24 protein-coding genes and 3 pseudogenes are annotated in these 25,744 nt (G+C 69.5%); 9 read left to right on the top strand and 18 right to left on the bottom strand.

The annotated features are described in order from the left end of the window. The first annotated feature begins 6 nt into the window (after positions 1-6). From folB to OG798_RS30140, 3 genes are read left to right on the top strand one after another with little or no spacing between them, the layout of a single operon-like run. Positions 7-366, top strand: coding sequence for a dihydroneopterin aldolase (gene folB / locus OG798_RS30150; protein ID WP_054237484.1), 360 nt, complete (start codon positions 7-9; stop codon positions 364-366). Then, complete coding sequence (folK, locus tag OG798_RS30145; protein ID WP_095853308.1) at positions 363-974, top strand: 2-amino-4-hydroxy-6-hydroxymethyldihydropteridine diphosphokinase; 612 nt, start codon at positions 363-365, stop codon at positions 972-974. Before folB ends, folK begins: the two co-directional genes overlap by 4 nt. 56 nt (positions 975-1,030) lie before the next feature. Next, entirely contained in the window at positions 1,031-1,519 is a 489-nt protein-coding gene (locus OG798_RS30140; protein WP_095853309.1) for a DUF3180 domain-containing protein, read from the top strand. Between the two features lie 36 nt (positions 1,520-1,555). Here OG798_RS30140 and folE read toward each other — a convergent pair whose 3' ends face one another. The 6 genes from folE to dacB form a co-directional block, all read right to left on the bottom strand. After that, positions 1,556-2,161 carry a GTP cyclohydrolase I FolE gene (folE, locus tag OG798_RS30135; RefSeq protein ID WP_095857877.1) on the bottom strand — a complete coding sequence of 202 codons (606 nt, stop codon included), beginning with the start codon at positions 2,159-2,161 and terminating at the stop codon, positions 1,556-1,558. Positions 2,162-2,305: 144 nt separating this feature from the next. After that, positions 2,306-4,333: an ATP-dependent zinc metalloprotease FtsH gene (gene ftsH, locus OG798_RS30130; protein ID WP_095853310.1), complete on the bottom strand. Its 2,028-nt coding sequence runs from the start codon at positions 4,331-4,333 to the stop codon at positions 2,306-2,308. A 198-nt stretch (positions 4,334-4,531) separates the two neighbouring features. Beyond that, positions 4,532-5,092 carry a hypoxanthine phosphoribosyltransferase gene (gene hpt, locus OG798_RS30125; RefSeq protein WP_054237479.1) on the bottom strand — a complete coding sequence of 187 codons (561 nt, stop codon included), beginning with the start codon at positions 5,090-5,092 and terminating at the stop codon, positions 4,532-4,534. Between the two features lie 158 nt (positions 5,093-5,250). Then, entirely contained in the window at positions 5,251-6,258 is a 1,008-nt protein-coding gene (gene tilS, locus OG798_RS30120) for a tRNA lysidine(34) synthetase TilS (RefSeq protein WP_095853311.1), read from the bottom strand. Positions 6,259-6,450: 192 nt separating this feature from the next. Further along, complete coding sequence (locus OG798_RS30115; protein WP_095853312.1) at positions 6,451-7,575, bottom strand: zinc-dependent metalloprotease; 1,125 nt, start codon at positions 7,573-7,575, stop codon at positions 6,451-6,453. Positions 7,576-7,873: 298 nt separating this feature from the next. Continuing rightward, complete coding sequence (gene dacB, locus OG798_RS30110) at positions 7,874-9,487, bottom strand: D-alanyl-D-alanine carboxypeptidase/D-alanyl-D-alanine endopeptidase (RefSeq protein WP_121415431.1); 1,614 nt, start codon at positions 9,485-9,487, stop codon at positions 7,874-7,876. Between the two features lie 79 nt (positions 9,488-9,566). Here dacB and OG798_RS30105 point away from each other — a divergent pair, with 79 nt between their 5' ends. Together OG798_RS30105 and OG798_RS30100 are read left to right on the top strand one after the other, a co-directional pair. Next, positions 9,567-10,058, top strand: a complete 492-nt coding sequence (locus OG798_RS30105; protein ID WP_054237475.1) for an inorganic diphosphatase — start codon at positions 9,567-9,569, stop codon at positions 10,056-10,058. 118 nt (positions 10,059-10,176) lie between these two features. Next, positions 10,177-11,817 (top strand): threonine/serine ThrE exporter family protein, encoded by a 1,641-nt coding sequence (locus OG798_RS30100; protein WP_095853314.1) that lies wholly within the window; start codon positions 10,177-10,179, stop codon positions 11,815-11,817. A 120-nt stretch (positions 11,818-11,937) separates the two neighbouring features. Here OG798_RS30100 and OG798_RS30095 read toward each other — a convergent pair whose 3' ends face one another. Beyond that, positions 11,938-12,942, bottom strand: coding sequence for a DedA family protein (locus OG798_RS30095; protein ID WP_328757984.1), 1,005 nt, complete (start codon positions 12,940-12,942; stop codon positions 11,938-11,940). Between the two features lie 166 nt (positions 12,943-13,108). Between OG798_RS30095 and OG798_RS30090 the strand changes: the two genes are divergently transcribed. After that, the gene (locus OG798_RS30090; protein ID WP_097225190.1) at positions 13,109-13,474 is read left to right on the top strand and encodes a YbjQ family protein; all 366 of its coding nucleotides are present in this window, start codon (positions 13,109-13,111) and stop codon (positions 13,472-13,474) included. Between the two features lie 73 nt (positions 13,475-13,547). On the opposite strand, the gene OG798_RS30085 is transcribed toward OG798_RS30090, so the two are convergent. After that, positions 13,548-14,315 (bottom strand): MerR family transcriptional regulator, encoded by a 768-nt coding sequence (locus OG798_RS30085; protein ID WP_095853317.1) that lies wholly within the window; start codon positions 14,313-14,315, stop codon positions 13,548-13,550. A 129-nt stretch (positions 14,316-14,444) separates the two neighbouring features. On the opposite strand from OG798_RS30085, the gene OG798_RS30080 reads away from it, so the two are divergent. Both OG798_RS30080 and OG798_RS30075 read left to right on the top strand, forming a co-directional pair. Then, complete coding sequence (locus OG798_RS30080) at positions 14,445-15,710, top strand: ion channel protein (RefSeq protein WP_328757983.1); 1,266 nt, start codon at positions 14,445-14,447, stop codon at positions 15,708-15,710. A gap of 137 nt (positions 15,711-15,847) precedes the next feature. Then, a complete protein-coding gene (locus tag OG798_RS30075; protein WP_095853318.1) occupies positions 15,848-17,254 on the top strand; it encodes a glutamate decarboxylase in 1,407 nt (468 codons plus the stop codon). A gap of 23 nt (positions 17,255-17,277) precedes the next feature. On the opposite strand, the gene OG798_RS30070 is transcribed toward OG798_RS30075, so the two are convergent. From OG798_RS30070 to OG798_RS30055, 4 genes are all read right to left on the bottom strand, one after another. Beyond that, entirely contained in the window at positions 17,278-17,919 is a 642-nt protein-coding gene (locus OG798_RS30070; RefSeq protein ID WP_121415433.1) for a PadR family transcriptional regulator, read from the bottom strand. 37 nt (positions 17,920-17,956) lie between these two features. After that, positions 17,957-18,493, bottom strand: a complete 537-nt coding sequence (locus OG798_RS30065) for a DinB family protein (protein WP_095853320.1) — start codon at positions 18,491-18,493, stop codon at positions 17,957-17,959. A gap of 139 nt (positions 18,494-18,632) precedes the next feature. Beyond that, entirely contained in the window at positions 18,633-20,093 is a 1,461-nt protein-coding gene (locus OG798_RS30060) for an aldehyde dehydrogenase family protein (RefSeq protein WP_267062510.1), read from the bottom strand. A gap of 188 nt (positions 20,094-20,281) precedes the next feature. Next, positions 20,282-21,106, bottom strand: a complete 825-nt coding sequence (locus tag OG798_RS30055; RefSeq protein WP_095857879.1) for a helix-turn-helix domain-containing protein — start codon at positions 21,104-21,106, stop codon at positions 20,282-20,284. Positions 21,107-21,443: 337 nt separating this feature from the next. Here OG798_RS30055 and OG798_RS30050 point away from each other — a divergent pair, with 337 nt between their 5' ends. Further along, the gene (locus OG798_RS30050) at positions 21,444-21,962 is read left to right on the top strand and encodes an ATP-binding protein (RefSeq protein WP_267062509.1); all 519 of its coding nucleotides are present in this window, start codon (positions 21,444-21,446) and stop codon (positions 21,960-21,962) included. 124 nt (positions 21,963-22,086) lie between these two features. Here OG798_RS30050 and OG798_RS30045 read toward each other — a convergent pair whose 3' ends face one another. The 6 genes and pseudogenes from OG798_RS30045 to rpmG all read right to left on the bottom strand — a co-directional run bounded on the left by OG798_RS30045 (position 22,087) and on the right by rpmG (position 25,710). Next, positions 22,087-22,356 (bottom strand): DUF397 domain-containing protein, encoded by a 270-nt coding sequence (locus tag OG798_RS30045; protein ID WP_060896084.1) that lies wholly within the window; start codon positions 22,354-22,356, stop codon positions 22,087-22,089. 700 nt (positions 22,357-23,056) lie between these two features. Then, positions 23,057-23,299, bottom strand: a complete 243-nt coding sequence (rpsR, locus tag OG798_RS30040; protein ID WP_190171232.1) for a 30S ribosomal protein S18 — start codon at positions 23,297-23,299, stop codon at positions 23,057-23,059. A gap of 3 nt (positions 23,300-23,302) precedes the next feature. Further along, positions 23,303-23,833 (bottom strand): annotated as a pseudogene (locus OG798_RS30035) (GTP-binding protein); the annotation flags it as partial. 774 nt (positions 23,834-24,607) lie between these two features. Next, a pseudogene (locus tag OG798_RS30030) lies at positions 24,608-25,216 on the bottom strand (GTP-binding protein); the annotation flags it as partial. Further along, complete coding sequence (locus OG798_RS30025; RefSeq protein WP_267062508.1) at positions 25,216-25,539, bottom strand: type B 50S ribosomal protein L31; 324 nt, start codon at positions 25,537-25,539, stop codon at positions 25,216-25,218. The pseudogene OG798_RS30030 and the gene OG798_RS30025, both read right to left, overlap by 1 nt. 5 nt (positions 25,540-25,544) lie before the next feature. Beyond that, a pseudogene (gene rpmG / locus OG798_RS30020) lies at positions 25,545-25,710 on the bottom strand (50S ribosomal protein L33). Positions 25,711-25,744: the final 34 nt, after the last annotated feature.

Here is a 25,744-nt window from a genome sequence, read left to right as displayed (position 1 = left end):
ATTCGCGTGGATCGTGTCGCGCTGCGCGGCCTCAAGGCCCGCGGGCACCACGGTGTCTTCCAGAAGGAACGCGAGGAAGGCCAGACCTTCATCGTGGACCTGACACTGGGCCTGGACACCCGACCGGCCGCGGCCGAGGACGACCTGTCGAAGACCGTGCACTACGGCATCGTGGCGGAGGAGGTCGTGGCCGTCGTCGAGGGCGAGCCCGTCAACCTCATCGAGACCCTCGCCGAGCGCATCGCCCAGACCTGCCTGAAGCACGACGGGGTCCAGGAAGTCGAGGTCTGCGTGCACAAACCGGACGCGCCGATCACGGTCCCCTTCGACGACGTGACCGTCACGATCACCCGGAGCCGAGTATGACCGCCTACTTCACCGAGGGTCAGAGCGACCCGACCGTACAGCCGGTGCCCGCCTCCGTGGTCGAGCGGGTGGACGCCGCCGACACGACCCTGCAGAACCCGAAACGGGCGGTGCTCTCCCTCGGCTCGAACCTGGGCAACCGCCTGGAGACCCTCCAGGGCGCCATCGACGCCCTGGAGGACACCCCCGGCGTCCGCGTCAAGGCGGTCTCCCCCGTCTACGAGACGGAGCCCTGGGGCGTCGAACCGGGCAGCCAGCCGACGTACTTCAACGCGGTCGTGGTCCTCAAGACCACCCTCCCGCCGTCCTCGCTCCTGGAGCGGGCACACGCGATCGAGGAGGCCTTCCACCGCGTACGGGACGGGCGCTGGGGCCCGCGCACGATCGACGTGGACATCGTGGCGTACGCCGATGCCGTCTCCGGCGACCCGGTCCTGACCCTCCCTCACCCGCACGCCCACGAACGGGCCTTCGTGCTGGCCCCCTGGCACGACGTGGAGCCCGAGGCCCAGCTGCCCGGCCGCGGCCCCGTGCACCACCTGCTCACCGCCGTCACCCGGGAAGGCGTCCTGCCCCGGCCCGACCTGGAACTCCGGCTGCCCGAGTAGTCGTTAAGGTCAGGACGACCAAGACGGGCTTACAAGAGGGGCAAAGGGACAACAACGTGAAACAGCTGCGCATCAGGACGCTGGCAGCCGTGTTCGTGGTGGCCGGTGTGCTGTCCTGGGCGGGCGCACGCCTGTGGAGCGCGGTGGGGACCCTCCCGCGAGTCCCGCTGGCCGCCCCCATCGTCCTGGCCCTGATCGCCGTCGTCCTGCTGTCCACGGCGCTCTCGCTGCGCGCCCGCCTCAAGGCCCAGCGTGAACGCCGCCCCGGCGCCAAGGGCGTCGACCCCCTGATGGCGGCCCGCGCGGTCGTCTTCGGCCAGGCGAGCGCCCTGGTCGCCGCCCTGGTGTCGGGCATGTACGGCGGTACGGGCGCGTTCCTGCTCGAGTCCCTGGACGTCCCCGCCCGCCGCGACCAGGCCATCTACGCCGGTTTCTCGGTCCTCGCCGGCATCGCCGTGATAGCGGCCGCCTTCTTCCTGGAGCGCGTCTGCAAGCTCCCTGAGGACGACGACAACGACCACGGCGGCGCGGCCCCGGTCGCCTGACGGACGGGGCGCGCAGCGGGCGTACGGGCCGGGGCGCTAGCGCGCCATGATCAGGCTCATCGCCTCGTTGCGCGTGGCCGGGTCGCGCAGCTGGCCGCGTACGGCCGAGGTGATGGTCTTCGCGCCGGGCTTGCGCACCCCGCGCATCGACATGCACATGTGCTCGCACTCCACGACGACGATCACCCCGCGCGGCTCCAGGATCTTCATCAGGGAGTCGGCGATCTGCGTGGTGAGCCGTTCCTGCACCTGTGGCCGCCGGGCGTAGACGTCCACGAGCCGGGCCAGCTTCGACAGGCCCGTGATCTTGCCGTCCGTGGACGGGATGTAGCCGACATGCGCCACGCCGACGAACGGCACCAGGTGGTGCTCACAGCTGCTGAGGACCTCGATGTCCTTCACGAGCACCATCTCGTCGTGTCCGAGGTCGAAGGTGGTCGTCAGCACGTCCTCGGGCTTCTGCCACAGCCCCGCGAATATCTCCCTGTACGCCCTGGCGACCCGCCCGGGCGTCTCGCGCAGCCCCTCGCGGTCCGGGTCCTCTCCGACCGCGATGAGAAGCTCTCGTACGGCGTTCTCCGCGCGCTTCTCGTCGAACTCGCCGATCACACCTTCGCCGTCCAGCGTCACGGGGTCGGTCATGTGGTCCTCGTTCCTGTGGATCTTCCGCGTGCTGGTCGACGCGTCCAAAACGTGCGGTCGTGTCAAAATGCCGCGCCCCCCAGGCTAGAACCTGGGGGGCGCGGCATGCATTCCGGGCCTGGTGGGGCCACACCGGGAGCCGGATCAGCTCTCGGAGCGGTCCTCCGGAGCCACTTCCTTCGCCGGGACGGACTCCGTCACATTGGCGATGGCCGGCGTCGATCCGTTCGCCCCGTTCGTCAGCGACAGCTCCTTGGGGGAGAGCACCGGCGGGCGGGTGGACGGGGTGCGCCGGGAGGAGCCGGTCCACGCGGGGCGGGCCGGGCGCTTGTGGATCGGAGCGAAGATCTCGGCGATCTGCTCCTTGCTCAGCGTCTCCTTCTCCAGCAGCTGGAGCACCAGCTGGTCGAGGACGTCGCGGTTCTCGACCAGGATCTCCCAGGCCTCGTTGTGCGCGTTCTCGATGAGCTTCTTGACCTCTTCGTCGACGAGCGCGGCGACCTCTTCCGAGTAGTCACGCGGGTGCGACATCTCCCGGCCCAGGAAGGGCTCGGTGTTGTCGCCGCCGAACTTGATCGCGCCCAGCCGCTCGGTCATGCCGTACTGCGTGACCATCGCGCGGGCCGTTGCGGTGGCCTTCTCGATGTCGTTCGCAGCGCCCGTGGTCGGGTCGTGGAAGACGAGCTCCTCGGCCGCGCGGCCGCCCAGCATGTAGGCCAGCTGGTCCAGCATCTCGTTGCGCGTCGTGGAGTACTTGTCCTCGTCCGGCAGGACCATCGTGTAACCGAGGGCACGGCCACGCGACAGGATCGTGATCTTGTGGACCGGGTCGGAGTTCGGAGACGCCGCCGCGACCAGGGCGTGGCCGCCCTCGTGGTACGCGGTGATCTTCTTCTCCTTGTCCGACATGATCCGGGTCCGCTTCTGCGGGCCCGCGACCACGCGGTCGATCGCCTCGTCCAGCATGGAGTTGTCGATCAGCTTCAGGTCGCTGCGGGCCGTCAGAAGCGCGGCCTCGTTCAACACGTTGGCGAGATCGGCACCCGTGAAGCCGGGGGTGCGACGGGCGACGGCCGAGAGGTCGACGTCCTGCGCGACCGGCTTGCCCTTCTGGTGAACCTTGAGGATCTCCAGACGGCCCTGCATGTCCGGGCGGTCGACCGCGATCTGACGGTCGAAGCGGCCGGGACGCAGCAGCGCCGGGTCGAGGATGTCCGGCCGGTTCGTGGCGGCGATGAGGATCACACCGCCCTTCACGTCGAAGCCGTCCATCTCGACGAGCAGCTGGTTCAGCGTCTGCTCGCGCTCGTCGTGACCACCGCCGAGGCCGGCGCCGCGGTGGCGGCCGACCGCGTCGATCTCGTCGACGAAGACGATCGCCGGAGCGTTCGCCTTGGCCTGCTCGAACAGGTCACGGACTCGGGAGGCACCGACACCGACGAACATCTCGACGAAGTCGGAACCCGAGATCGAGTAGAAGGGCACGCCCGCCTCGCCCGCGACAGCGCGTGCGAGCAGCGTCTTACCGGTTCCAGGAGGCCCGTACAGGAGCACACCCTTGGGGATCTTCGCCCCGACCGCCTGGAACTTCGCCGGCTCCTGGAGGAACTCCTTGATCTCCTGGAGCTCCTCGACCGCCTCGTCCGAGCCCGCGACGTCCGAGAACGTCGTCTTCGGGGTGTCCTTGGTGATGAGCTTCGCCTTGGACTTCCCGAAGTTCATGACCCGGGAGCCGCCGCCCTGCATCTGGTTCATCAGGAACAGGAAGACGACGACGATGAGGACGAAGGGAAGCAGAGACAGCAGGATGCCGAGGAACGGGTTCTGCTTGGACGGCGAGACCGTGTAGCCGTCCGGAATCTGCTTGTTCTGGAACTTGTCCTGGAGTGTGTTGGCGAGGTTGACGCCCTGGTCACCGATGTAGCTCGCCTGGATCTTGGAGCTGCCGGAGACCTTCTGGCCATCCTTGAGCTGCACCTTGATGACTTGCTCGTCACCGGTGGTCAGCTTGGCCTCTTGAACCTTGTTGTCATTGATCGCCTGGACGACCTGGCCGGTGTCCACTGTCTTGTAGCCGCCGGACGAGCCGACGACCTGCATCAACACGACCACGGCAAGGACGGCCAGCACGATCCACATGACCGGCCCACGGAAGTATCGCTTCACGTCCATCCATACGGAGCGGTGCCGCCCCGTCCCTCCTGCCATAGTGAGTTTGATAAAGACTTATAAAGACTGTTCTTCGGACGGTACCCCAGCATTGTCACCCGAAGCTGCAGGGGACGACTGGGAATCCCTCCCACGCATGCTCCAACGGCGCGAAACCCGCTGGGGTTCCCGATCGTCTTACGAGGACTGGGACCCGGAGGTTCAGCCGCCGTAGACGTGAGGCGCGAGCGTACCGACGAACGGGAGGTTGCGGTACTTCTCCGCGTAGTCGAGGCCGTAGCCGATCACGAACTCGTTCGGGATGTCGAAGCCGACCCACTCCACGTCGATCGCGACCTTGGCCGCCTCCGGCTTGCGCAGCAGCGTGCACACCTTGAGGGAGGCCGGCTCGCGGGAGCCGAGGTTGGAGATCAGCCAGGACAGGGTCAGCCCGGAGTCGATGATGTCCTCGACGATCAGGACGTGCTTGCCCTTGATGTCGGTGTCGAGGTCCTTGAGGATCCGCACCACACCCGAGGACTGGGTGCCCGCGCCGTACGACGACACCGCCATCCAGTCCATGGTGACGGGGGTGGACAGCGCACGTGCGAGGTCCGCCATGACCATGACGGCGCCCTTGAGCACACCGACGATCAGCAAGTCCTTGCCCACGTACTCCGCGTCGATCTTCGCAGCCAGCTCAGCCAGCTTGGCGTCGATCTCTTCCTTGGTGATGAGCACCGACTTGAGGTCGGTGCCCATGTCTTTCGCGTCCACCCGCATCACTTTCGGTCGTCCGTCCCGCTCTTCTCGGGCTCGTTCACCTACGGGGCGCCGATGTCGCTCCCCTTCGGCTCACTCGCTCGGCCGCCCGGACCGCCCGCGACCCGAGTCAGGGGTCCCGGAAAGCCGCGTGAGCGGTCCCGATGGAGGGTCCGGTTTCAGCCTTGCCGAATCACCAGTCTGCCACCCTGTCGCTGAGCGACGACTTTGCCGGGGAGATTGATGGCTCCCTGACCGCGCCAGCCGGTGATCAGCCGGTCGACTTCTTCGATGTGGCGGGCGAACAGCGAACCGGCCGGGGCGCCCGCCTCGATGGCGGCGCGGCGCAGGATGCGGCGGCGTACGGCGGGCGGCAGGGCGTAGAGCTTCGCGCACTCCAGGAGGCCCGCCGTGTCGCGTACGGAGGCCTCGGCCTGGCGGGCCCAGGAGTCGAGGGCGTCGGCGTCGTCACGGGACAGCTGTGCCGTCCTGGCGAGGGCCTCGACGACTCCCTTGCCGAGCGCCTTCTCCAGGGCGGGCAGGCCCTCGTGGCGCAGCCGGGAGCGGGTGTAGGCCGGGTCGGCGTTGTGCGGGTCGTCCCAGACGGGCAGCGACTGGACCATGCAGGCCTTGCGGGCGGTCTGCCGGTCCAGGTGCAGGAACGGTCGGCGGTAACGGCCGCCGGCCCCCGAGACCGCGGCCATGCCGGACAGGGAGCGGATGCCGGAGCCGCGGGCGAGACCCAGCAGAACCGTCTCGGCCTGGTCGTCACGGGTGTGGCCGAGCAGGACGGCGGAGGCGCCGTGGCGCTCGGCGGCGGCGTCCAGGGCGGCGTATCGGGCGTCGCGGGCGGCGGCCTCGGGGCCGCCGTCGCGGCCCACGGTGACGGCGAGGGACTCGACGGGGGTCATGCCGAGCTCGACGAGGCGGGAGACGACGTCGTCGGCGCGCAGATCGGAGCCGGGCTGCAGACCGTGGTCCACGGTGATGCCACCGGCGCGGATGCCGAGTTTGGGGGCTTCGAAGGCGAGAGCCGAGGCGAGCGCCATGGAGTCGGCGCCGCCGGAGCAGGCGACGAGGACGAGCGGGGAGGACTCGCCTGGGGGACGGGTGTGGTCGGTGAGGACGTCGTGGAGTACGCGGCGGACCGCCAGGCGTATCGCCGCGACCGCAGGATGGGGACCCATGTCCGGTTCCCTTCATGAAGTTTTCGGGGGGTGAGCCCGAGTCTGGTCACGCAGAGTGTGTAGATGGTGACAGAAACGGGCCGTTCCCCGAGCATTGCACGCCTACGGTTGGCTCACGGTCCCTCGGACGGGTGATTGGAGGGGCGTTCACCTGCCGTCGGCCGAATTCGTTTCACGACCTTGCCGTAGGCTTCACGACTCCGCCTTGCGGTGCACCCGTGCGACCCAGTCCGCCGGTTTGGCGATCTCCGTCTTGGTCGGGAGGGTGTTCGGGGAAGTCCACACCCGGTTGAAGCCGTCCATGCCCACCTGGTCGACGACCGCGCGCACGAACCGCTCACCGTCCCTGTACTGCCTCAGTTTGGCATCCAAACCGAGCAGCTTGCGCAGGGCGAGGTCGAGCCGCGAGGCCCCCTTGGCCCGGCGCTGCTGGAACTTTTCGCGGATCTCACCCACGGACGGGACCACGTCGGGCCCCACGCCGTCCATCACGAAGTCCGCGTGGCCCTCCAGGAGGGACATCACGGCGGTGAGGCGGCCGAGGATCTCACGCTGGGCCGGCGTCTGCACGATCTCGACCAGGGACCGGCCCCCGTCGTCCTCCTCGCCCTCGGGACGGCCGCCCGCGAGCGACTGGGCCGCCTCCCTGATGCGCTCCAGGACCGTCATGGGGTCGACCTCGGTCTCGCCCAAGAAAGACTGGATTTCGCCCTCCAGGTGGTCGCGCAACCAGGGCACGGCCGTGAACTGCGTACGGTGCGTCTCCTCGTGCAGACACACCCACAGGCGGAAGTCGTGAGGCTCCACGTCGAGTTCGCGCTCCACATGGACGATGTTCGGCGCGACGAGGAGGAGCCTGCCGCCGCCGTTCTCACCCGCCGGGAGTTCCCTCGTCGGCGGGGCGAAGGTCTCGTACTGCCCGAGGACGCGCGACGACAGGAACGACAGCAGCATGCCCAGCTCCACGCCGGTGACCTTGCCGCCGACGGCGCCGAGGACGGCCCCGCCCGGGGTGGTCCCCCGCCGTTCCTGCATCTTGTCCAGCAGGGGCTTCAGGAGCTCCCGGAACCCCGCGACGTTCGCCCGGACCCAGCCCGGGCGGTCCACCACCAGGATGGGGGTGTCGTGGATGTCGCCCGTGCCCATACGAGTGAAGCCCCGGACGTGTTCCTCCGAGGCCTTCGCATGCCGACGCAGCTCCGCGACGACCTCTCGGGCCTCGTCGCGGCTCACCTCGGGGCCAGGCCGCACAAGCCGTGTCGCGGTCGCCACCGCGAGATTCCAGTCGACCATCTCGGCACCACCGATGCTCGTCATGCGTCAACCGTACGTGAGCGGGTCCGAGTGCGGTGAGGGGTAAGGCACCGGATGCGCCTGTGCTCGGGGGCGCACGGGGCTCCTGATACGAGTGGTGCCCCAGGACCTGCGCGGGCAGGCCCTAGGCCCTGTCGTCACATTCCCGTCGTCCGCCCGGAGGGCGGGCCCTGCGGCGTCAGGTGCGTGCTCTCGGCGTGCCGCGCACAGGCCCTCGTACTGGATGTACTTGGGTCTGTGCCCGGTGCGGCGAGAGGGCGTGCATGGCGTCGCGGGGCAGACGGGAATGTGACGACAGGGCCTAGCGGCAGCCGCAGCCTGCCAGTGCCGAGGCCGTGCGGTCCAGGGCCGACTGGGCCGCCGACGGGTCGGTCGTGTCGGAGGCCAGGAAGGCGAAGGCCAGCAGGCGGCCGTCGGCGTCGACGACCGTGCCCGCCAGGGTGTTCACCCCGGTCAGCGTGCCGGTCTTGGCGCGTACGAGGCCGGTGCCGGACGCGTCGTGGGCGTAACGGTCGCTGAGGGTGCCCGTGAAGCCGGCGACCGGCAGACCGGTCAGGATGGGCCGGAGTTCGGGGTGCGCGGGGTCACCGGCCTTGACCAGGAGGGCCGTGAGCAGGTCCGCCGTCAGTCTGTCGTCCCGGTTCAGACCGCTGCCGTCCGTGAAGTGCGCGCCGGACAGCGGGAGTCCGAGCTTCTTCAGCTCGGCGTCGATCGCCGCCGCGCCGCCGTCGAAGTCGGCCGCCCGGCCGGTGGCGAGGGCGACTTGGCGGGCCATGGCCTCCGCGATGTCGTTGTCGCTGTTCGTCAGCATCCGCTCGATGAGGGCGGACAGGGGCGGCGAGGAGACCGAGGCGAGGGACTGCGAGCGGTTCGTCGCTTTGGAGGGGCCGGGGGTCGTCGTCTTGATGCCCTTGGCCTCCAGCAGCCCCGCGAACTTCACGGCCGCGTCCGCCGCCGGGTCCGCGGCGCGGTTGACCGGGCCGCTGGCCGAGCCGTCGGTGCGGGCCTCGTCGACCATCAGGGCGCTGACCGGCGCGAGGTTGGGGTTGGAGCCGATGGGGTGCAGGGCGGGACCGGTGTAGAGCGAGGTGTCGTAGGAGAGCGTCACCTGGTTCAGATGACGGGCCTTCAGGGCGGTCGCCGTCTCGTCGGCCAGGGTCCGCAGGCTCGCCCAGCCCGCCGCCTCCTTGCGGGCGGTCAGCGTGGGGTCGCCGCCGCCGACGAGCACGACCTCCTTGGTGCCGGGCTCCAGGACCGCGCGGGTCTCGATGCGGTGGTCGGCGCCCGCCGCGGAGAGCGCGGCGACCGCGGTGGCGATCTTCGTGGTGGAGGCCGGGGTCTGCGCGTCGTCGGCGCCCTTGCCGTACAGCCGCTTGCCGGTCGCCACGTCGACGACCACGGCCGTGCGCCGCCCGCCAAGCGCGGGGTCGCCCAGGAGCCGGTCGAGGGTGCTCGTGAGGGCCTTCTGGGTGGGTGCGGGCACCGAGACGGTGGAGCCGCCGAGACCGGTCAGCACGGAGGCGGCGCTGGGCGCGGGCTTCGGCGCCGTGGGGGACGTATCGGAACTACGTCCGTGATCTGCGCCACCCTCCCCTTCTCGCGATGCGGCCCAGTCACGCTCGGCCGTACGCTGACCGGAGGAGTCCCAGGGGCCGGCGAAGGCCACCGCCCCGGCCGCGAGTGCCAGGCCCGCGGTGGCGGCGACGGCTGTGAGCCGCGGGGTCGTGACCTTCACGGGACGCGGCCGCACGGCTTGAGCAGCCCGCACCACATGCGGTCGCACGGACTGCGCAGCCTTCGTCACACGCGGCTGCACGGCCTGCGCGACCCGCGTCACATGCGGCTGCACGGTCCGCTTGATCCGCACCACATGCGGTCTCGCGGCCCGCCAAGCCCTCAGCTCTGGCACGACCACCAGCCCCTTTCGCGATCACACACCTGCGTGAGGGACACTTAACCACCAGAACTATGTGTTGATCATGGAGGAGCCACCGGTGGAGTTCGACGTCACGATCGAGATTCCGAAGGGTTCGCGGAACAAGTACGAGGTGGACCACGAGACCGGTCGGATCCGCTTGGACCGTCGACTCTTCACCTCGACCAGCTACCCGGCCGACTACGGCTTCGTCGAGAACACCCTCGGCGAGGACGGCGACCCGCTGGACGCGCTGGTCATCCTGGACGAGCCGACCTTCCCGGGCTGCCTCATCCAGTGCCGCGCGATCGGCATGTTCCGTATGACGGACGAGGCCGGCGGCGACGACAAGCTGCTGTGCGTCCCGGCGCACGACCCGCGTGTGGAGCACCTGCGGGACATCCACCACGTGTCGGAGTTCGACCGCCTGGAGATCCAGCACTTCTTCGAGGTCTACAAGGACCTCGAGCCCGGCAAGTCCGTCGAGGGCGCCAACTGGGTCGGCCGCGCGGAGGCCGAGGCCGAGATCGAGCGTTCCTACAAGCGCTTGAAGGAGCAGGGCGGTCACTGATCCCTCCTGAGCCCCGCGGGCCGCGTGACCCCTCCCGGGGTGGCGCGGCCCGTTCGCGTATCCGTGCGCATACTGGGGCGTACGGGAGGCGCACGGTCGGCAACAGCGGGAGTGGTGGGTGACGGAGGCGGAGGACCGCAAACCGCAGTCGGACGAGGCGAGGAGTGCCTTCGCACAGCCGGACGGCGTGGCACCGGCGGTCGAGGACGAATCGGGGACCACGTCGGAGTTCGCGGTCCCCAAGGGGCTCGTGCCGCCCGAGACGGCAGGTACCGAGTCCGAGGGATCGGCGTTCAGCAACCCGCGCACCTACAGCGCGAAGCACGCCCCGCCCGCCTTCACACCGGCGACCGGCATCCCCGTGGTCAGCCTGACCAAGGACGTGCCCTGGCAGGACCGGATGCGCACGATGCTGCGCATGCCGGTGGCCGAGCGTCCGGCACCCGAACTGCTGCACAAGGAGGACGAGGCCGGCCCGGCCGTCCCCCGCGTGCTCGACCTGACGCTGCGCATCGGCGAGTTGCTACTCGCGGGCGGTGAGGGCGCCGAGGACGTGGAGACGGCGATGTTCGCCGTCTGCCGCTCGTTCGGCCTGGACCGCTGCGAGCCGAACGTCACCTTCACCCTGTTGTCCATCTCGCACCAGCCGTCCCTGGTGGACGATCCCGTGACGGCTTCCCGGACCGTACGCCGCCGGGGCACCGACTACACGCGGCTCGCGGCCGTCTACCGGCTCGTCGACGACCTGAGCGACCCGGAGACCGCGTTCTCCCTGGAGGAGGCCTACCGGCGCCTCGCGGAGATGCGGCGCAACCGGCATCCGTATCCCGGCTGGGTGCTGACCGGCTGCACCGGGCTGCTGGCGGGTGCGGCCTCGGTGCTCGTGGGCGGTGACGCGATCGTGTTCGTCGCCGCGGCGCTCGGCGCGATGCTGGGCGACCGGCTGGCCTGGCTCTGCGCGGGGCGCGGGCTGCCGGAGTTCTACCAGTTCACGGTGGCCGCGATGCCGCCGGCCGCGATAGGTGTCGCGCTCCAGCTCGCGCACGTCGACACGAACTCGTCCGCGGTGATCACCGGTGGTCTGTTCGCGCTGCTGCCCGGACGGGCGCTCGTCGCGGGCGTCCAGGACGGACTGACCGGCTTCTACATCACCGCGTCCGCGCGCCTCCTGGAGGTCATGTACCTCTTCGTCGGCATCATCGTCGGCGTCCTCATCGTGCTCTATTTCGGCGTGAAGTTCGGCGCCGCGCTCAATCCGGACCAGGCGCTCAGCATCTCCGAGCGGCCCCTGCTTCAGATCGCCGCCGCCATGCTGCTGTCGCTGACCTTCGCCGTCCTGCTCCAACAGGAACGATCCACCGTGCTCGCGGTGACCCTCAACGGAGGCGTCGCCTGGTCGGTGTACGGGGCGATGCACTACGCGGGCGGTATCTCGCCGGTCGCCTCCACCGCCGTCGCCGCGGGCCTGGTGGGCCTCTTCGGGCAGCTGCTGTCCCGCTACCGGTTCGCGTCCGCGCTGCCGTACACGACCGCCGCGATAGGGCCCCTGCTCCCAGGGTCGGCCACTTACTTCGGGCTGCTGTCGATCGCCCAGAGCAACGTCGACAAGGGCCTGGTTTCGCTCTCCAAGGCCGCGGCGCTCGCCATGGCCATCGCCATCGGTGTGAACCTGGGGTCGGAGATCTCCCGGCTGTTCCTGCGGGTGCCGGGGGGCGCCGCCGGGGGGCGCAGGGCCGCGAAGCGGACGCGGGGGTTCTGAGCGCCGGGCGCACGAGAGCTCGGTCGCTTCTGTTCGGCGGCGACTGCGGGCTTGTTGTGGCTGGTCGCGCCCACGCGGCGGAGCCGCATATGTCGCAGCCCCGCGCCCCTTTCGGGACGCTCAGTTGCCGTACGGGTATTGCTGGTAGCTCTGGTCCTGGTTGCTGTAAGGCTGCTGCTGCGGGTAACCCTGCTGGGGCGGGTAGCCCTGCCCCTGGCTCTGGTCGTAGTTCGGGTCGTAGTTCTGACCGTAATTCTGGTCGTAGCCCTGGCCCTGGCCCTGGTAGTAACCCTGGTCCTGGTTGCCGTACGGCTGCTGGGGCTGCTGCTGCGGGTATCCCTGGGCGTACTGGTCCTGCTGGTGCCGCTCCTGCTGGTACGGGTCATGGCTCTGCTGCGGCTGGTGCATGCGCAGCGGGCGCGTCGCGTCGTCCATGGCGGGGGGCGTGGGCTGCTGCTGGTAGGCGGCCGGGCCCTGGGGGGCCTCCGGCTCCGGCGGGTTCTTCTTGGCCTTGGAGCGCGCCCGCAGGAACTCGATGGCGATAGGGATCACCGAGACGAGGACGATCAGGATCAGGATCGCCTCGATGTTGTTGTTGACGAAGTCGATCTTGCCGAGCCAGGAGCCGAGCAGCGTGACGCCCGCGCCCCACAGGACGCCACCGATGATGTTGAAGGTGAGGAAGGAGCGGTACTTCATGCCGCTGACGCCCGCGATGATCGGCGTGAAGGTGCGCACGATGGGCACGAAGCGGGCGAGGACCAGGGACTTGGGCCCGTACTTCTCGAAGAACTCGTGGGCCTTGACCACGTTCTCCTGCTTGAAGAGGCGGGAGTCCGGGCGGGTGAAGAGCGAGGGGCCGACCTTCTTGCCGAACAGGTAACCCGCCTGGTCGCCGAGGACCGCGGCGACGCAGATCAGGGCGACGGCCGCCCACAGCGGGAAGTCCAGCTGGTTCGACGTGATCAGCAGGCCGCAGGTGAACAGCAGCGAGTCACCCGGCAGGAAGAAGCCGATCAGCAGGCCGGACTCGGCGAAGACGATGAGCAGCAGGCCCCAGATGCCGAAGTTGTCCAGGAGCGTGTTCGGATCCAGCCAGCTTGGACCAAGGGCAAGCGTCGTCACGGTTCCGGGCTCCTGAGGGGTGAAGGAAGAGTACGGCGGTCCTGGGACGGCCGTACGGCAGCACATCAGTACTGTCGGCCAAAGCTATCAACGCACAGTGTCCGTGCCAGGTTCCACCGGTGCACCCAGGATGCACTGTGCGCCCACTGGGACAAAGCTGTGGACCATGGGCATCGATGAATACGGAGGCGGCCAGGGACCCCAGTCGGACGTCCTGGTCGTGACGACGAACGACGCGCCCGGCTACCGCGTCCAGCAGGTCATCGGCGAGGTCTTCGGCCTCACCGTGCGATCCCGGCATCTGGGCAGCCAGATCGGCGCGGGTCTGAAGTCGATGATCGGCGGCGAGCTCAAGGGGCTCACCAAGACCCTCGTGGAGACCCGCAACCAGGCCATGGAACGACTCGTCGAGCAGGCACTCGTGCGAGGGGCGAACGGCGTGCTGATGATGCGGTTCGACGTGACCGAGGCGGCGGACGTGGGCACGGAGGTGTGCGCGTACGGCACCGCGGTGGTCCTGGTGAAGGAGTAGGGCGCGACCGGCCGCAGAACCGGAATCCGGTAAGGGGCACCCGCCATTGCGGGTGCCCCTTACCGGCTTGCCGTCAGGCTTCCTGGGAGTGCCTGGCCGCGTTCGCCGTGATCGCGTCCCTGAGGTGCTCGGCGAGACCCGGGCGCATGGAGTCGTAGTACGCCTTGAAGCGTTCGTCGGACACGTACATCGCGCCGAGGCAGCCGTGGAGCTCGTACGAGCAGTCGTAGAACCACTTGCCGATGTGCCGCCGGTGTTCCTCGGCCAGGTCCATGGCCCGCTCGCCGGTCGCGGGCTCGCCCGCTTCCATGAGGGCGCCGTAGCGCTCGCCCCAGGAGGCGACCTCGGCCTGGATGCGCTGCCAGTCGTCCTTGGTGTAGCGGGCGGCGCGGCGCTGTGACTCGGCGTACTCCGCCGTGCCGCCCCACCGCCGCTCGGCCTCCTCCGCGTGCTCCTCGGGATCCTTGTCCCCGAAGACCTCGAACTTCTCCTCGGGCGTGAGGTTGATGCCCATCGTGCGTGCCTCCATGGCGTGCTCCACGGCCGCGGCCATCTTCTGCAGCTTCTCGATCCGGGCGGTCAGCAGCTCGTGCTGCCGGCGCAGGTGCGCGCGCGGGTCCGCCTCCGGGTCGTCGAGCAGGGCCGCGACCTCGTCGAGCGGGAAGCCCAGCTCCCGGTAGAACAGGATCTGTTGCAGCCGGTCGAGGTCGGCGTCGCTGTAGCGCCGGTGCCCCGCGTGGTTGCGCTCGCTCGGAACGAGCAGGCCGATCTCGTCGTAGTGGTGCAGCGTGCGCACCGTGACCCCGGCGAAACCGGCGACCTGCCCCACTGAGTAGCCCACTTCCGCTCCTTCCTCGGTACGCGTCCCACCATCAGCCCTCACGCCACGTGAGGTGCAAGCCGGAATCCCCAGGCGCCGGAGCGCGCCCTTCGGGATGTTGTGCGGCTTTTGCCCGCTTAGGGTGTGGCCGTGAGCACCGATGCGTCCACGGCGACGCCCTTACGGCGTCTGCTGCCGTTGATCGTGCCCTCCGTGGTGGTCGGTGTGGCCGCGGCGCTCGTCCTGCTGGGCGTCAGCCTGCTCGCCGACCGCTTCAAGGACGTCCTGTGGGAGACCCTTCCGGACGCAGTGGGCGTGGGCCGCTACTCCGTGCTGTGGATGGTCGTGATGCTCACGGCGACCGGCATCGCGGTGGGTCTGGTGGTGTGGAAGGTACCGGGGCACGCGGGGCCGGATCCGGCGACCACGGGCCTGGTCGACGCTCCCCTGCCGCCCCGCGTTCTGCCCGGGCTGCTCGTCGCCACCGTCCTGACGCTGGCGGGCGGGGTGAGCCTGGGCCCCGAGAACCCGATCACGGCCGTCAATGTGGCCCTCGCCTACTGGCTCGGCACCCGCGTGGTCCCGGGCTCCGCAGTGGGGCTGTGGGTGGGCCTGGCGGTCGCGGGCACGATCGGCGCCCTGTTCGGCACGCCGGTGGCCGCCGCGCTGATCTTCTCCGAGGTACTGGCCGGGCAGCCGGGGCCCGGCGCCCTCTGGGACCGGCTGCTGCCGCCGCTGCTCGCGGGCGGCACGGGCGCGCTGACCATGGCGCTGCTGGAGCACCCGAGCTTCGACCTCGCGCTGCCCGCCTACGCGGGCCCCCACTGGGGCGACCTGCTGAGCGCCCTGGTGGTCGCCTCGTTGGCCGCGGCGATCGGGATGACCGCGGTGTGCGACCTCCCTTACGTCCACGGCGCCTTCTCGCGGCTCAGGCACCCCATGGTGGCGCTTCCCGTGGGCGGTCTCGTCCTGGGGCTGCTGGGGGCGCTGGGCGGGCCTCTGACGCTCTTCAAGGGCCTGGACGAGGTGAAGACGCTCGCGGCGAACCCGGAGGGCTGGTCGGCGGGACGGTTCGCGCTGATGTTCGTGGTGAAGCTGGCCGCGCTGGTGGTCGCCACCTCGTGCGGCTTCCGGGGCGGCCGGATCTTTCCCTCCGTGTTCGCCGGGGTAGCTCTCGGGCTGTGCGCGCACGCGTTGGTACCGCAGGTGAATCCCACGCTCGCCGTGGTGTGCGCGGTCCTGGGTGTGCTCCTGGCCGTCACCCGGCAGGGCTGGATCAGTCTGTTCACGGCGGCCGTCCTGGTGGCCCAGCCCGCCGTGCTGCCGGTGCTGGTGCTGGCCTCGGTACCGGCCTGGCTGGTCGTCACCGGACGCCCGCAGATGCAGCTGCGCGCCGACGGGAGCTCGATCCGGTGAACCGACAGGCCTGTCCGATCCGATGAACCAGTGGAAACCCGATCCGATGAACCAGTAGAACCCCCGATCCGCTCAACCAGTAGGACCCTCCGATCAACCAGTAGGACCGTCCGACCGCCGACTCGATGGGAGATCCCATGCCGCTCCACCAAGGTCCCGAGAAGCCCGACGAGCGACCGGTGTCCGTCAACCCCTTCTTCGGGGAGGCGAATCCGGTCGGGGGCATGACCGAGGCCCCGCCCAAGCACCGGCTTCCGGACGGGCCGCTGCCACCCAACACCGCGTATCAGGTCGTCCACGACGACCTGATGCTGGACGGGAACGCGCGGCTGAACCTCGCCACCTTCGTCACCACCTGGATGGAACCGCAGGCCGGGGTGCTGATGGGCGAGTGCCGGGACAAGAACATGATCGACAAGGACGAGTACCCGCGCACCGCCGAGCTGGAGCGCCGCTGCGTGGCGATGCTCGCGGACTTGTGGAACGCGCCGGATCCGGCGTCCACCGTCGGCTGTTCGACGACCGGGTCGAGCGAGGCGTGCATGCTCGCCGGCATGGCGCTGAAGCGGCGCTGGATGCAGCGGAACGCGGACCGCTACCCCGGAGCACGCCCCAATCTCGTGATGGGGGTGAACGTCCAGGTGTGCTGGGAGAAGTTCTGCAACTTCTGGGAGGTCGAGGCACGCCAGGTGCCCATGGAGGGCGACCGGTTCCATCTCGACCCACAGGCGGCGGCCGAGCTGTGCGACGAGAACACCATCGGGGTTGTCGGCATCCTCGGCTCCACCTTCGACGGGTCGTACGAGCCGATCGCCGAGCTGTGCGCGGCCCTCGACCAGCTCCAGGAGCGTACGGGCCTGGACATCCCCGTCCATGTCGACGGCGCGTCGGGCGCGATGATCGCGCCCTTCCTCGACCCGGACCTGGTCTGGGACTTCAGGTTGCCGCGGGTGTCCTCGATCAATACTTCGGGCCACAAGTACGGACTGGTCTACCCGGGCGTCGGCTGGGCGCTGTGGCGGACCGCCGCCGAGCTGCCCGAGGAACTCGTCTTCCGGGTCAACTACTTGGGCGGCAACATGCCCACCTTCGCCCTCAACTTCTCCCGTCCGGGCGCGCAGGTCGTGGCGCAGTACTACACGTTCCTACGGCTGGGCCGGGAGGGCTTCCGGACCGTGCAGCAGACGACCAGAGACCTGGCCCGCGGGCTCGCCGAGCGGATCGAGGCGCTGGAGGACTTCCGACTCCTCACCCGGGGCGACGAGTTGCCCGTCTTCGCTTTCACCACGGCACCCCATGTGACGGCGTACGACGTCTTCGACGTGTCCCGGCGCATGCGGGAGAGCGGCTGGCTGGTGCCCGCGTACACCTTCCCGGCCAACCGGGAGGACCTGTCCGTCCTGCGTGTGGTGTGCCGCAACGGCTTCTCGGTGGATCTCGCCGACCTGTTCATCGAGGACCTGAGCCGGTTGGTTCCCCAACTGCGCAAACTGCCGCATCCGCTGACCCAGGACAAGGAGGCGGCGACGGGGTTCCATCACTAGGGTCCCTCCGGCGGAGGGCGTGGCTACTCCTGGTCGCCGGGGTGCGGGGTTCCCGTGGCGTACGGGTTCTCCTCGCCGTCGACCAGGACGCCGACGAAGGGTTCGCCCTCCCCGGCGAAGGTGTACGCGCCGCCCTGGATGCGCTCGATCAGGCCCCGGGTCCACTGTGCGCCGGAGTCGGCGGAGTGGACCCAGAAGTTCATGATCTCGCCGATGTGGCCGAGCTGTCCGGGGCCGTCCTCGGGGGTGTAGTACCCGGTGACGGACTTGCGCCACTCCTCGATGGCGCGCACCCGCTCCTGGAGGAGTTCGAGGGTCTCCGCACGGCCGAGGTCGACCATGAAGCCGAGCGCGGCCGAGAGGATGTCCGGTTTCTGGTCGTACGCGGTCAGCGACCGGCGCAGCAGCGTGAAGTACTCCTCGGTGCCCTGGTCCGTGATCTCGTACTCGGTGCGCGGCGGGCCGCCCGCCGTGGACGGGGCGATCTCGTGGGCGAGCAGCAGTCCCTGTTTCGCCATCTGCTTGAGCGCGTGGTAGATCGAGCCGGGCTTGGCGTTGGACCACTCGTGCGCGCCCCAGTACTCGAGGTCGTTGCGCACCTGGTAGCCGTGGGCCCGCCCGTGCTGGCGGACGGCACCCAGCACCAGGAGACGGATCGCTGACATGCGGTCCAGGTTATGGGGGCAGATGAGGGCGCGGAGGTCAACCCTCCTGCGCGCGGGCGACCAGCTCGAAGGCGGTGGCGCCGTCCAGGGACTCGCGGATGATGTCGGCGTGGCCGGCGTGCCGGGCCGTCTCACGGATCAGGTGGAGCGCCACCCAGCGCATCGAGACCCGCTCCCGGGGGAACCAGGGGGCTTCGGGCAGTGCGAAGGTCTCGTCGAGACTGGGTACCGAGCGGATGAACGCCTCCGTCTCGGCGGCCACCTTCTCCCAGTACGCGAGCTGCGACTCGACGGTCTCGTCGCCGACGAGCGCGAAGCACTCGTGCCAGGTCGACTCGTCCCGCTCGACGGCGGGCTGCTCGCCCTTGGCACGGGCGATCCAGGCCTGCTCGGTCTCGGCGACGTGCTTGAGCAGCCCGGCCAGGGACAGTTCGCTCGCGCTCGGCCGGCTCGTGGCCTGCTCCGGCGTCAGGCCGATCAGGGCCCGGCGGATCCCGCCGCGCTCGGCCTCCAGGAAGGAGAGCAGTGCTCCGCGCTCGTCACCAGGAGTCCCCGCCGAAACGTGAGTAACCATGATCGCCGCCTTTCATCGGTCTGCGTGTCCGGCATCCCCTGCCTGACACCGATGAACGTACGGGCCCTTGCGGTCAGCTTCTGTCCGCAAGGGCCCGATGGCGACGAAGAGTCTCTGAAGTCTCCGAACGGAAGGAGCCCTAGAACGGGAAGAAGCTGCGGCCGTGCTGGACCGAGATCCACTTCTGGGTGGTAAAGGCGTCGACGGTCGTCTCGCCGTTCAGGCGGCCGATGCCGGAGTGCTTCTCGCCGCCGAAGGGGACCAGCGGCTCGTCGTGGACGGTGCCGTCGTTGACGTGGAACATGCCGGTGTCGATCTGCTTGGCGAAGGCGACACCGCGCTCGACGTCGGCGGTGTGCACGGCGCCGCTGAGCCCGTACGGGGTGTCGTTGACGATGCGGACGGCCTCTTCCTCGCCGTCGAAGGTGACGAGGAGCGCGACCGGGCCGAAGATCTCCTGCTGGAGGATGGCGGAGTCGGCGGGCAGGTCCGTCAGGACGGTCGGCTCGACGAGGTTGTCGGTGGTGGCGCCGCGCACCAGGGCCGTGGCGCCCTCGGCGATCGCCTGGTCGACCGCGCCGGTGAGCGCGTCCGCCTGGGAGGAGTTGATGACCGGGCCGATGATCGTCTGGGGGTCGCTCGGGTCGCCGACCTTCAGCGTCCTCACCTTGGCGACGAACTTCTCGGTGAACTCGTCCGCGATCGAGCGGTCCACGAGCACGCGGTTGGCGGCCATGCAGACCTGGCCCTGGTGGACGTAGCGGCTGAAGACCGCCGCGTCGACGGCGTAGTCGATGTCCGCGTCGTCGAGGACCACCAGAGCGCTGTTGCCGCCGAGCTCCAGCACCGCGCTCTTGAAGTGCGAGGCACAGACGGTGGCGACGTGGCGGCCGACCTTGTCGGAGCCGGTGAAGGAGATGACCTTCGGGACGGGGTGCTCGATGAAGGCGTCGCCGATCTCGGCGATGTCGGTGATGACGACGTTGAGCAGACCACCGGGCAGGCCCGCGTCCTCGAAGATCTTCGCCACCAGGGAGCCGCCGACGATCGGGGTGTTCTGGTGCGGCTTGAGGACCACGCCGTTGCCGAGCGCCAGGGCCGGCGCGACGGACTTCAGGGAGAGCAGGAAGGGGAAGTTGAAGGGGCTGATCACGCCCACGACACCGACGGGCACGCGGTAGAGGCGGTTCTCCTTGCCGTCGATCGGCGAGGGGAGGATCTTGCCCTCGGGGCGCAGCGCCAGCTGGATCGACTCGCGCAGGAACTCCTTGGCCAGGTGGAGTTCGAAGCCCGCCTTGAGGTGGGTGCCACCGAGCTCGGCGATGATCACCTCGGTGATCTCGGCCTCGCGCTCCTCGATGATGCGCAGGGCCTTCTCGAAGACGGCGCGACGGGCGTACGGGTTGGTCGCGGCCCATTCCTTCTGGGCGCGCCGGGCGGCGAGGTAGGCCTCGTCGACCTCGTCGACCGTGGCTATGGTGATCGACGCCAGTTTCTCGCCGTTGTACGGGTTGAAATCGATGATGTCCCAGGAGCCGGTGCCCTGGCGCCACTCGCCGTCGATGTACTGCTGGGCCAAGTCGGTGAAGTAGGACGACATGTGCTCCCTCAATCCCCTTGCTGCCGAGGCAGACATCCGAGTCTGAGTCAGCAGACACATCCGATCAACGTCTGATCAGACGTCATCGTACTTGCGTCCAAAGGGAGTTGGAGAGCACCTCCGAAGAGTCCACGAAGACTCACAGGCGAACAGATCGTGAAGACTCACCGGAGGTGGTGGGGAGAAGGTCAGGAGAGCTGGAGCAGTCCCCGCAGCAGATCGCGGCTCTCGGAGGGCCCGGGGCTGTCCTGCTGCAACTGCTTGAGCGCGCCTTCGTACTGGGTGACGTCCTCGCGTTTGTCCAGGTAGAGCGCGCTGGTGAGCTGCTCCAGATAGACGACGTCCGACAGGTCGGACTCGGGGAAGCTCAGGATGGTGAAGGAACCGCTCTCGCCCGAGTGGCCGCCGAAGCTGAACGGCATGACCTGAAGTCGTACGTTGGGACGCTCCGACACCTCGATCAGATGCTGGAGTTGTCCCCGCATCACCTCGCGGTCGCCGTAGGGGCGGCGCAGCGCGGCCTCGTCGAGGACGATGTGGAACTCCGGGGCCTTCTCGGAGACGAGGTATTTCTGCCGCTCCAGGCGCAGCGCGACGCGCCGCTCGATGTCGGCGGGCGAGGCGCCCCGCATGCCGCGTGCGACGACCGCGCGGGCGTAGGCCTCCGTCTGCAACAGGCCGTGCACGAACTGGACTTCGTACGACCGGATCAGGTGGGCCGCACCCTCCAGGCCGACGTAGGTCGGGAACCAGCTGGGCAGGACGTCCGAGTAACTGTGCCACCAGCCCGCGACGTTGGCCTCCTTGGCGAGGGAGACGAGCGACGTGCGCTCGGCCTCGTCGGTGATGCCGTACAGCGTCAGCAGGTCCTCGACGTCGCGCGTCTTGAAGCTCACCCGTCCCAACTCCATGCGGCTGATCTTCGATTCGGAGGCACGGATCGAGTAACCGGCCGCTTCCCGGGTGATTCCGCGCGACTCCCGCAGGCGCCGCAGATGTGATCCCAGCAGCATGCGCCGCACCACCGAGCCACTCGACTCACCAGCGCTCACGTTCGTCCGCCTCCCCAACCGTCTTCAAGGGCCGAAGTCTGCCACTAAAACACTTCAAGCAGTACTCGTTCAGTTACAGAAACGGAAAGACTCCAAAGGGGCCACGCAGAAAAAGATCAGTAGAGGGTCAACAAGCGGGAAGAAGGTGACAGAAGAAATGACCAAGAAAGGGTGGAGGAAGGTCCAATTCGGGCGCGTGCACGTGCATCTGCCCTTGCATCTGCTGTACGCATTCGGAACCATGGTCCTCGCGCCACCGCTGCATCGCAACGACCGCGAACACCCGGGAGTGCCTCGCATGGGGACGAATGGATCGACCATGCTCGAGCCCTTACGGCAGGGACTTCCGCCGCTCGACCCCGCGGCTGTGTCCAGCGCCGCTTCCTGCGCCCTGCCGGCACGCTACGAAGCGGTGCGCGAAGCGCGGCAGTTCACCCGCGGAACGCTGGACCAGTGGGACATCGGCGAGCGCTTCGACGACGTCTGCCTGGTGGTCTCCGAGCTCGTGACCAACGCCCTGCGGCACGCCCTGCCCTCGGACACGCCCCGCTCGGACGATCAAGGCGGGCCCGTGCGGCTGCACTTGATGCGGTGGACCTCACGTCTGGTGTGCGCGGTGCGCGACCCCAGTCACGACAGTCCGGTCGCGGGCGACTCGGAGGACTTCTCGGCGGAGTCGGGCCGGGGCCTGTTCCTGGTCGACTCGTTCGCCGACAGCTGGGGCTGGCACCCGCTCGCGGGCACGCTCAGCGGCAAGGTCGTATGGGCGCTCTTCAGACTTCCGCAGCCGGCCGCCGGCGGGGTTTCGGCCGAATAGAGAACCGCGGCGCTTTTTGGCGCCGCGGTTCTACGCGCGTTACGCGCCGCGAGAAGGTCGTTGCCGTCAGTTATGCCGGTTGCCCCACCCGAAGGCGTGCCCGGGTGTGCGGCGCCGACTCACGTCAGCCGGCGATCAGGTGGTCGAACTCGCCGTCCTTGATGCCCAGGAGCATGGCTTCGATCTCGGCGCGGGTGTAGACGAGCGCGGGCCCTTCCGGGAACCGCGAGTTCCGCACCGCCACGTCGCCTCCGGGCAGCCTCGCGAACTCCACGCAGGAGCCCTGCGAGTTGCTGTGCCTGCTCTTCTGCCAGGCCACCCCGGTCAGCTCGGTCGCAGCCATGCCGTTGTACACGTCATCCAGGTCATCCACGTCGTACACGTCGTGGTCCACAAGTCGCTCCCCGGTCGTGCAGTGGCCAATGTGGCCATTGATGCAGTGGCCAACTGCCCCGGATCATAGCTCTGTTCATGTGCAGATGCATGGGCAGATGCACGTGCACGGGGGGTGGTCCCACGGTTACAGCTTTTACCGCCCTTTGACTACCGAGTGTTGACCGCCCGACTACCGTCTGGTACTCGCCGGGCCGTATCTGGTTCAGCGTCTGCCCTGGAGAGCGCATCACATGCGCTCCCCAGCCCCCGTGCATGATCTTCCACGCCATCATCCGCGCTGGGTCGTCCGGGTCGAACCCCTCATGCAATAAGAAGAGACGCGTACCGGGCCCTTCGAGTTTCAACGTTCACGTAATGGCCCAATCCGGAGGGGTCACCGGAGCGGCGTCGGCTCACCGGACGCACGGCGTCCGTTCCGGCTCGTACGCGAGAAGCCGCACGTCGACGGTGCCGGGGAAGCGGATCGTCCTCCGGAGCGGGGGGCGGGACTCCGTCCGGACGGGGTTCATGACGTGCTGCCGCCGGGTTCAGTCTCGGCCTCGGTCCCCGCTTCGGCTTCGGTGTCCATGGGGTCGAGGAGTTCGCCCGTGACGGAGGGGGCTTGGGTGATGTTCATGGGCGACGACGACAGGCAGGAGATTCCCTACGGGGCGACCGTAGGGAATCTCCTGCCTGTGGCGCGTGTCGGCCGGGTGGGATCAGCGGCCGGTGCCGGAGTACGGCAACAGCGCCATCTCGCGCGCGTTCTTGATCGCGCGGGCGAGCATCCGCTGCTGCTGCGCGGTCACCCGGGTGACCCGGCGGCTGCGGATCTTGCCGCGGTCGGAGATGAACTTCCGCAGCAGGTCGGTGTCCTTGTAGTCGATGTACGTGATCCCGTCGCGGTCCAGCGGGTTGGGGCGGGACTTGGCGGCGGGCTTGCGTTCCGGCTTGCGGGCCATGGGTCAGATCTCCAGGAGGGAGTCGAAGGCGGGCGGGAGTCGCTTCCAGAGGGCGGGGCCCGCGGTGTACTCGGCGTCGGTCAACAGGCAGGACTCCAGGAGCAGTTCGAGCCCCTCGCGGTCGAGCCCAGGCGAGGTGAAGACGAGGTGCTGGCAGCAGTCGCCGTGCTCCGGGTGCCAGTCGAGCGCGGCGGCGGCGCGACGGACGGGCGGGACCATGTCCCACGCGGCGTCCGGGAGCGAGGCGAGCCAGGGGCCCGCGCTCTCCACGCAGAGCGCGCCTCCGGCCGCGTCCCAGTGCAGCAGGGTGTCGGGCCGGTCGGCGAGCCAGAACCGCCCCCGGCTGCGCGCGGCCGCGCAGGTCAGGTCCTCCAGCGCCGCGTACAGCCGCTCGGGGTGGAACGGCCGTCGCCGATGCCATACGAGCGTGCCGACACCGGCCTCGTCGGCCTCGGCCGGCAACAGCGCACAGGCCGGATGCTGGGCCGCTGCCGCGGCTTCGACGTCGAACCCGGCGAACGCGGCGTCGACGAGCGCGGAGCCGGTTCTCTCGGACCGGAGTTCGGCCCCGCCCACAGCGGAACCGATCCCGTCAGAGCACGGCCCCGCACCACCAACAACAGAGCCTGACCCCCCGGACGGGGGTTCCGCACCGCCGACAGCGGGGTCCAGCCCCTCGGACCGAGACCCCGCACCACCAACAGCAGAACCCGAACCCACAGACCGGAGCCCCGCACCATCCACGGCGGAGCCTGACCCCTCGGACCGGGGTTCCGCACCGCCGACAGCGGGGTCCAGCCCCTCGGACCGAGACCCCGCACCACCAACAGCAGAACCCGAACCCACAGACCGGAGCCCCGCACCATCCACGGCGGAGCCTGACCCCTCAGACCGGGGTTCCGCACCGCCGACAGCGGGGTCCAGCCCCTCGGACCGAGACCCCGCACCACCAACAGCGGGGCCCGGTCCCTCGGATCGGACTTCCGCACCGCCGACAGCAGAACCCGGACCCGCGGACCGGGGGCCCGCACCATCCATGGCGGAGCCGACCCCCTCGGACCGGGGGCCCGCACCGGCCGCAGCGGGGCCGGCCCCCGGGCCACCGGCACCGGCACCGGCACCGGCAGCCATATCGGCGCCGTCGATTCCGTCCGTGCCGGAGGTGGCCGCGCCCGGGCTCCCGCCCCCGCGCGGGGGAGCGGCGTTCTTCGTGTCGACGGGGGCCGCTTCCCATCCTGGTGGGGTCCAGCCCTCGGCCGGGGGCCGGGTCGGTGCGAACCAGTTGGTTTCGCTGGCCTCGCCGTCCGTCACGTCGAGTGCGTCGATCGGGACCCGACGGGCCGTGGGATGGAGTTGGGCCAGCAGCGCGCGGTCCTCGTCGTCGGCCTGTTCCGAGGCGGCGACGGCAAGGACGGGGGCGTACTCCAGTTGGCGGGCGAAGGTGTCGGCGACCGTGCGCCGGTCGGTGGCGGCAGCGGCGAGGCCGACCTCTGCGAGGTCGTCGCCGTTGGCGAGGTACGGCAGGAGCAGCGCCGGGTCGACAGCGGTGATCACGGAGGTCAGCCGGAGCCCGCCCGCCGCGACGACCTCGGCCATGGCCTTGGGCTCGACCGAGTCCCACAGTTCGACGACGGCGAGGCGTGTCAGGCCCGCGTCCGCGAGGCGCCGCAGCTCCGGCACCAGATCCTCGCGCAGGGCGCAGCACGCGCAGTCGTTGACGAGCGGGGCCTCGCCCGCCGACACGATTCCGGTGGCGTCCCGGATCGTACGGACGACCGTGCCCGCCGCGGCCGTCGCCAGGTCGTGGTGGAGGGCGACGCTGCCGGGAACGTCGGCGAGCAGCCGTGCGACGGCGGCCCGCCGCGCATCCGCGTGCAGGCCGCCGACGATCACGACGCAGAGGTGCGAGGACGGCATCAGCCGGCACCGCCGCGCTTGCCGCCCGCCGCGCCGAGCGCCTTGTCGCCTGCCTTGCCGCGCGCGTCGCCGGCCGCTCCGTACCGGCGCTCGAAGCGTTCCACCCGGCCCGCGGTGTCCAGCACCCGCGCGTTGCCCGTGTAGAAGGGGTGGCTCACGTTCGAGATCTCGACGTCCACCACCGGGTAGGTGTGGCCGTCCTGCCATTCGATCGTCTTCTCCCCCGCCGTGGCGGCGAGCGTCGAGCGGGTGAGAAAGGCGTGGTTCGCGGCGCGGTCGCGGAAGACGACGGGGCCGTACTCCGGGTGGGTTCCCTCGCGCATGGCGGTCAGCGCTCCTCTCGGAAGTCGACGTGCCGGCCGGCGACCGGGTCGAACTTGCGCAGGGTCATCCGGTCCGGGTCGTTGCGGCCGGTTCTTGCGGGTGACGTACGTGAAGCCGGTCCCGGCCGTGGACCGGAGCTTGATGACGGGACGGAGTTCGTTGCGTGCCATGGCTGGTATGTTAACGAAAATGACTCCCATTTCC

The sequence above is a fragment of the Streptomyces sp. NBC_00271 genome (assembly GCF_036178845.1).
Lineage (GTDB): Bacteria > Actinomycetota > Actinomycetes > Streptomycetales > Streptomycetaceae > Streptomyces.
This window is presented reverse-complemented; position numbering and strand designations above follow the sequence as displayed.

Coding starts and splice junctions, on each gene's coding strand:
- folK (WP_095853308.1), top strand. CDS start 363: ATGACCGCCTACTTCACCGAGGGTCAGAGCGACCCGACCGTACAGCCG.
- folE (WP_095857877.1), bottom strand. CDS start 2,161: ATGACCGACCCCGTGACGCTGGACGGCGAAGGTGTGATCGGCGAGTTC.
- ftsH (WP_095853310.1), bottom strand. CDS start 4,333: ATGGACGTGAAGCGATACTTCCGTGGGCCGGTCATGTGGATCGTGCTG.
- hpt (WP_054237479.1), bottom strand. CDS start 5,092: ATGCGGGTGGACGCGAAAGACATGGGCACCGACCTCAAGTCGGTGCTC.
- tilS (WP_095853311.1), bottom strand. CDS start 6,258: ATGGGTCCCCATCCTGCGGTCGCGGCGATACGCCTGGCGGTCCGCCGC.
- OG798_RS30115 (WP_095853312.1), bottom strand. CDS start 7,575: ATGACGAGCATCGGTGGTGCCGAGATGGTCGACTGGAATCTCGCGGTG.
- OG798_RS30090 (WP_097225190.1), top strand. CDS start 13,109: ATGGGCATCGATGAATACGGAGGCGGCCAGGGACCCCAGTCGGACGTC.
- OG798_RS30075 (WP_095853318.1), top strand. CDS start 15,848: ATGCCGCTCCACCAAGGTCCCGAGAAGCCCGACGAGCGACCGGTGTCC.
- OG798_RS30070 (WP_121415433.1), bottom strand. CDS start 17,919: ATGTCAGCGATCCGTCTCCTGGTGCTGGGTGCCGTCCGCCAGCACGGG.
- OG798_RS30065 (WP_095853320.1), bottom strand. CDS start 18,493: ATGGTTACTCACGTTTCGGCGGGGACTCCTGGTGACGAGCGCGGAGCA.
- OG798_RS30060 (WP_267062510.1), bottom strand. CDS start 20,093: ATGTCGTCCTACTTCACCGACTTGGCCCAGCAGTACATCGACGGCGAG.
- OG798_RS30055 (WP_095857879.1), bottom strand. CDS start 21,106: ATGCTGCTGGGATCACATCTGCGGCGCCTGCGGGAGTCGCGCGGAATC.
- OG798_RS30050 (WP_267062509.1), top strand. CDS start 21,444: ATGGGGACGAATGGATCGACCATGCTCGAGCCCTTACGGCAGGGACTT.
- rpsR (WP_190171232.1), bottom strand. CDS start 23,299: ATGGCCCGCAAGCCGGAACGCAAGCCCGCCGCCAAGTCCCGCCCCAAC.
- OG798_RS30025 (WP_267062508.1), bottom strand. CDS start 25,539: ATGCGCGAGGGAACCCACCCGGAGTACGGCCCCGTCGTCTTCCGCGAC.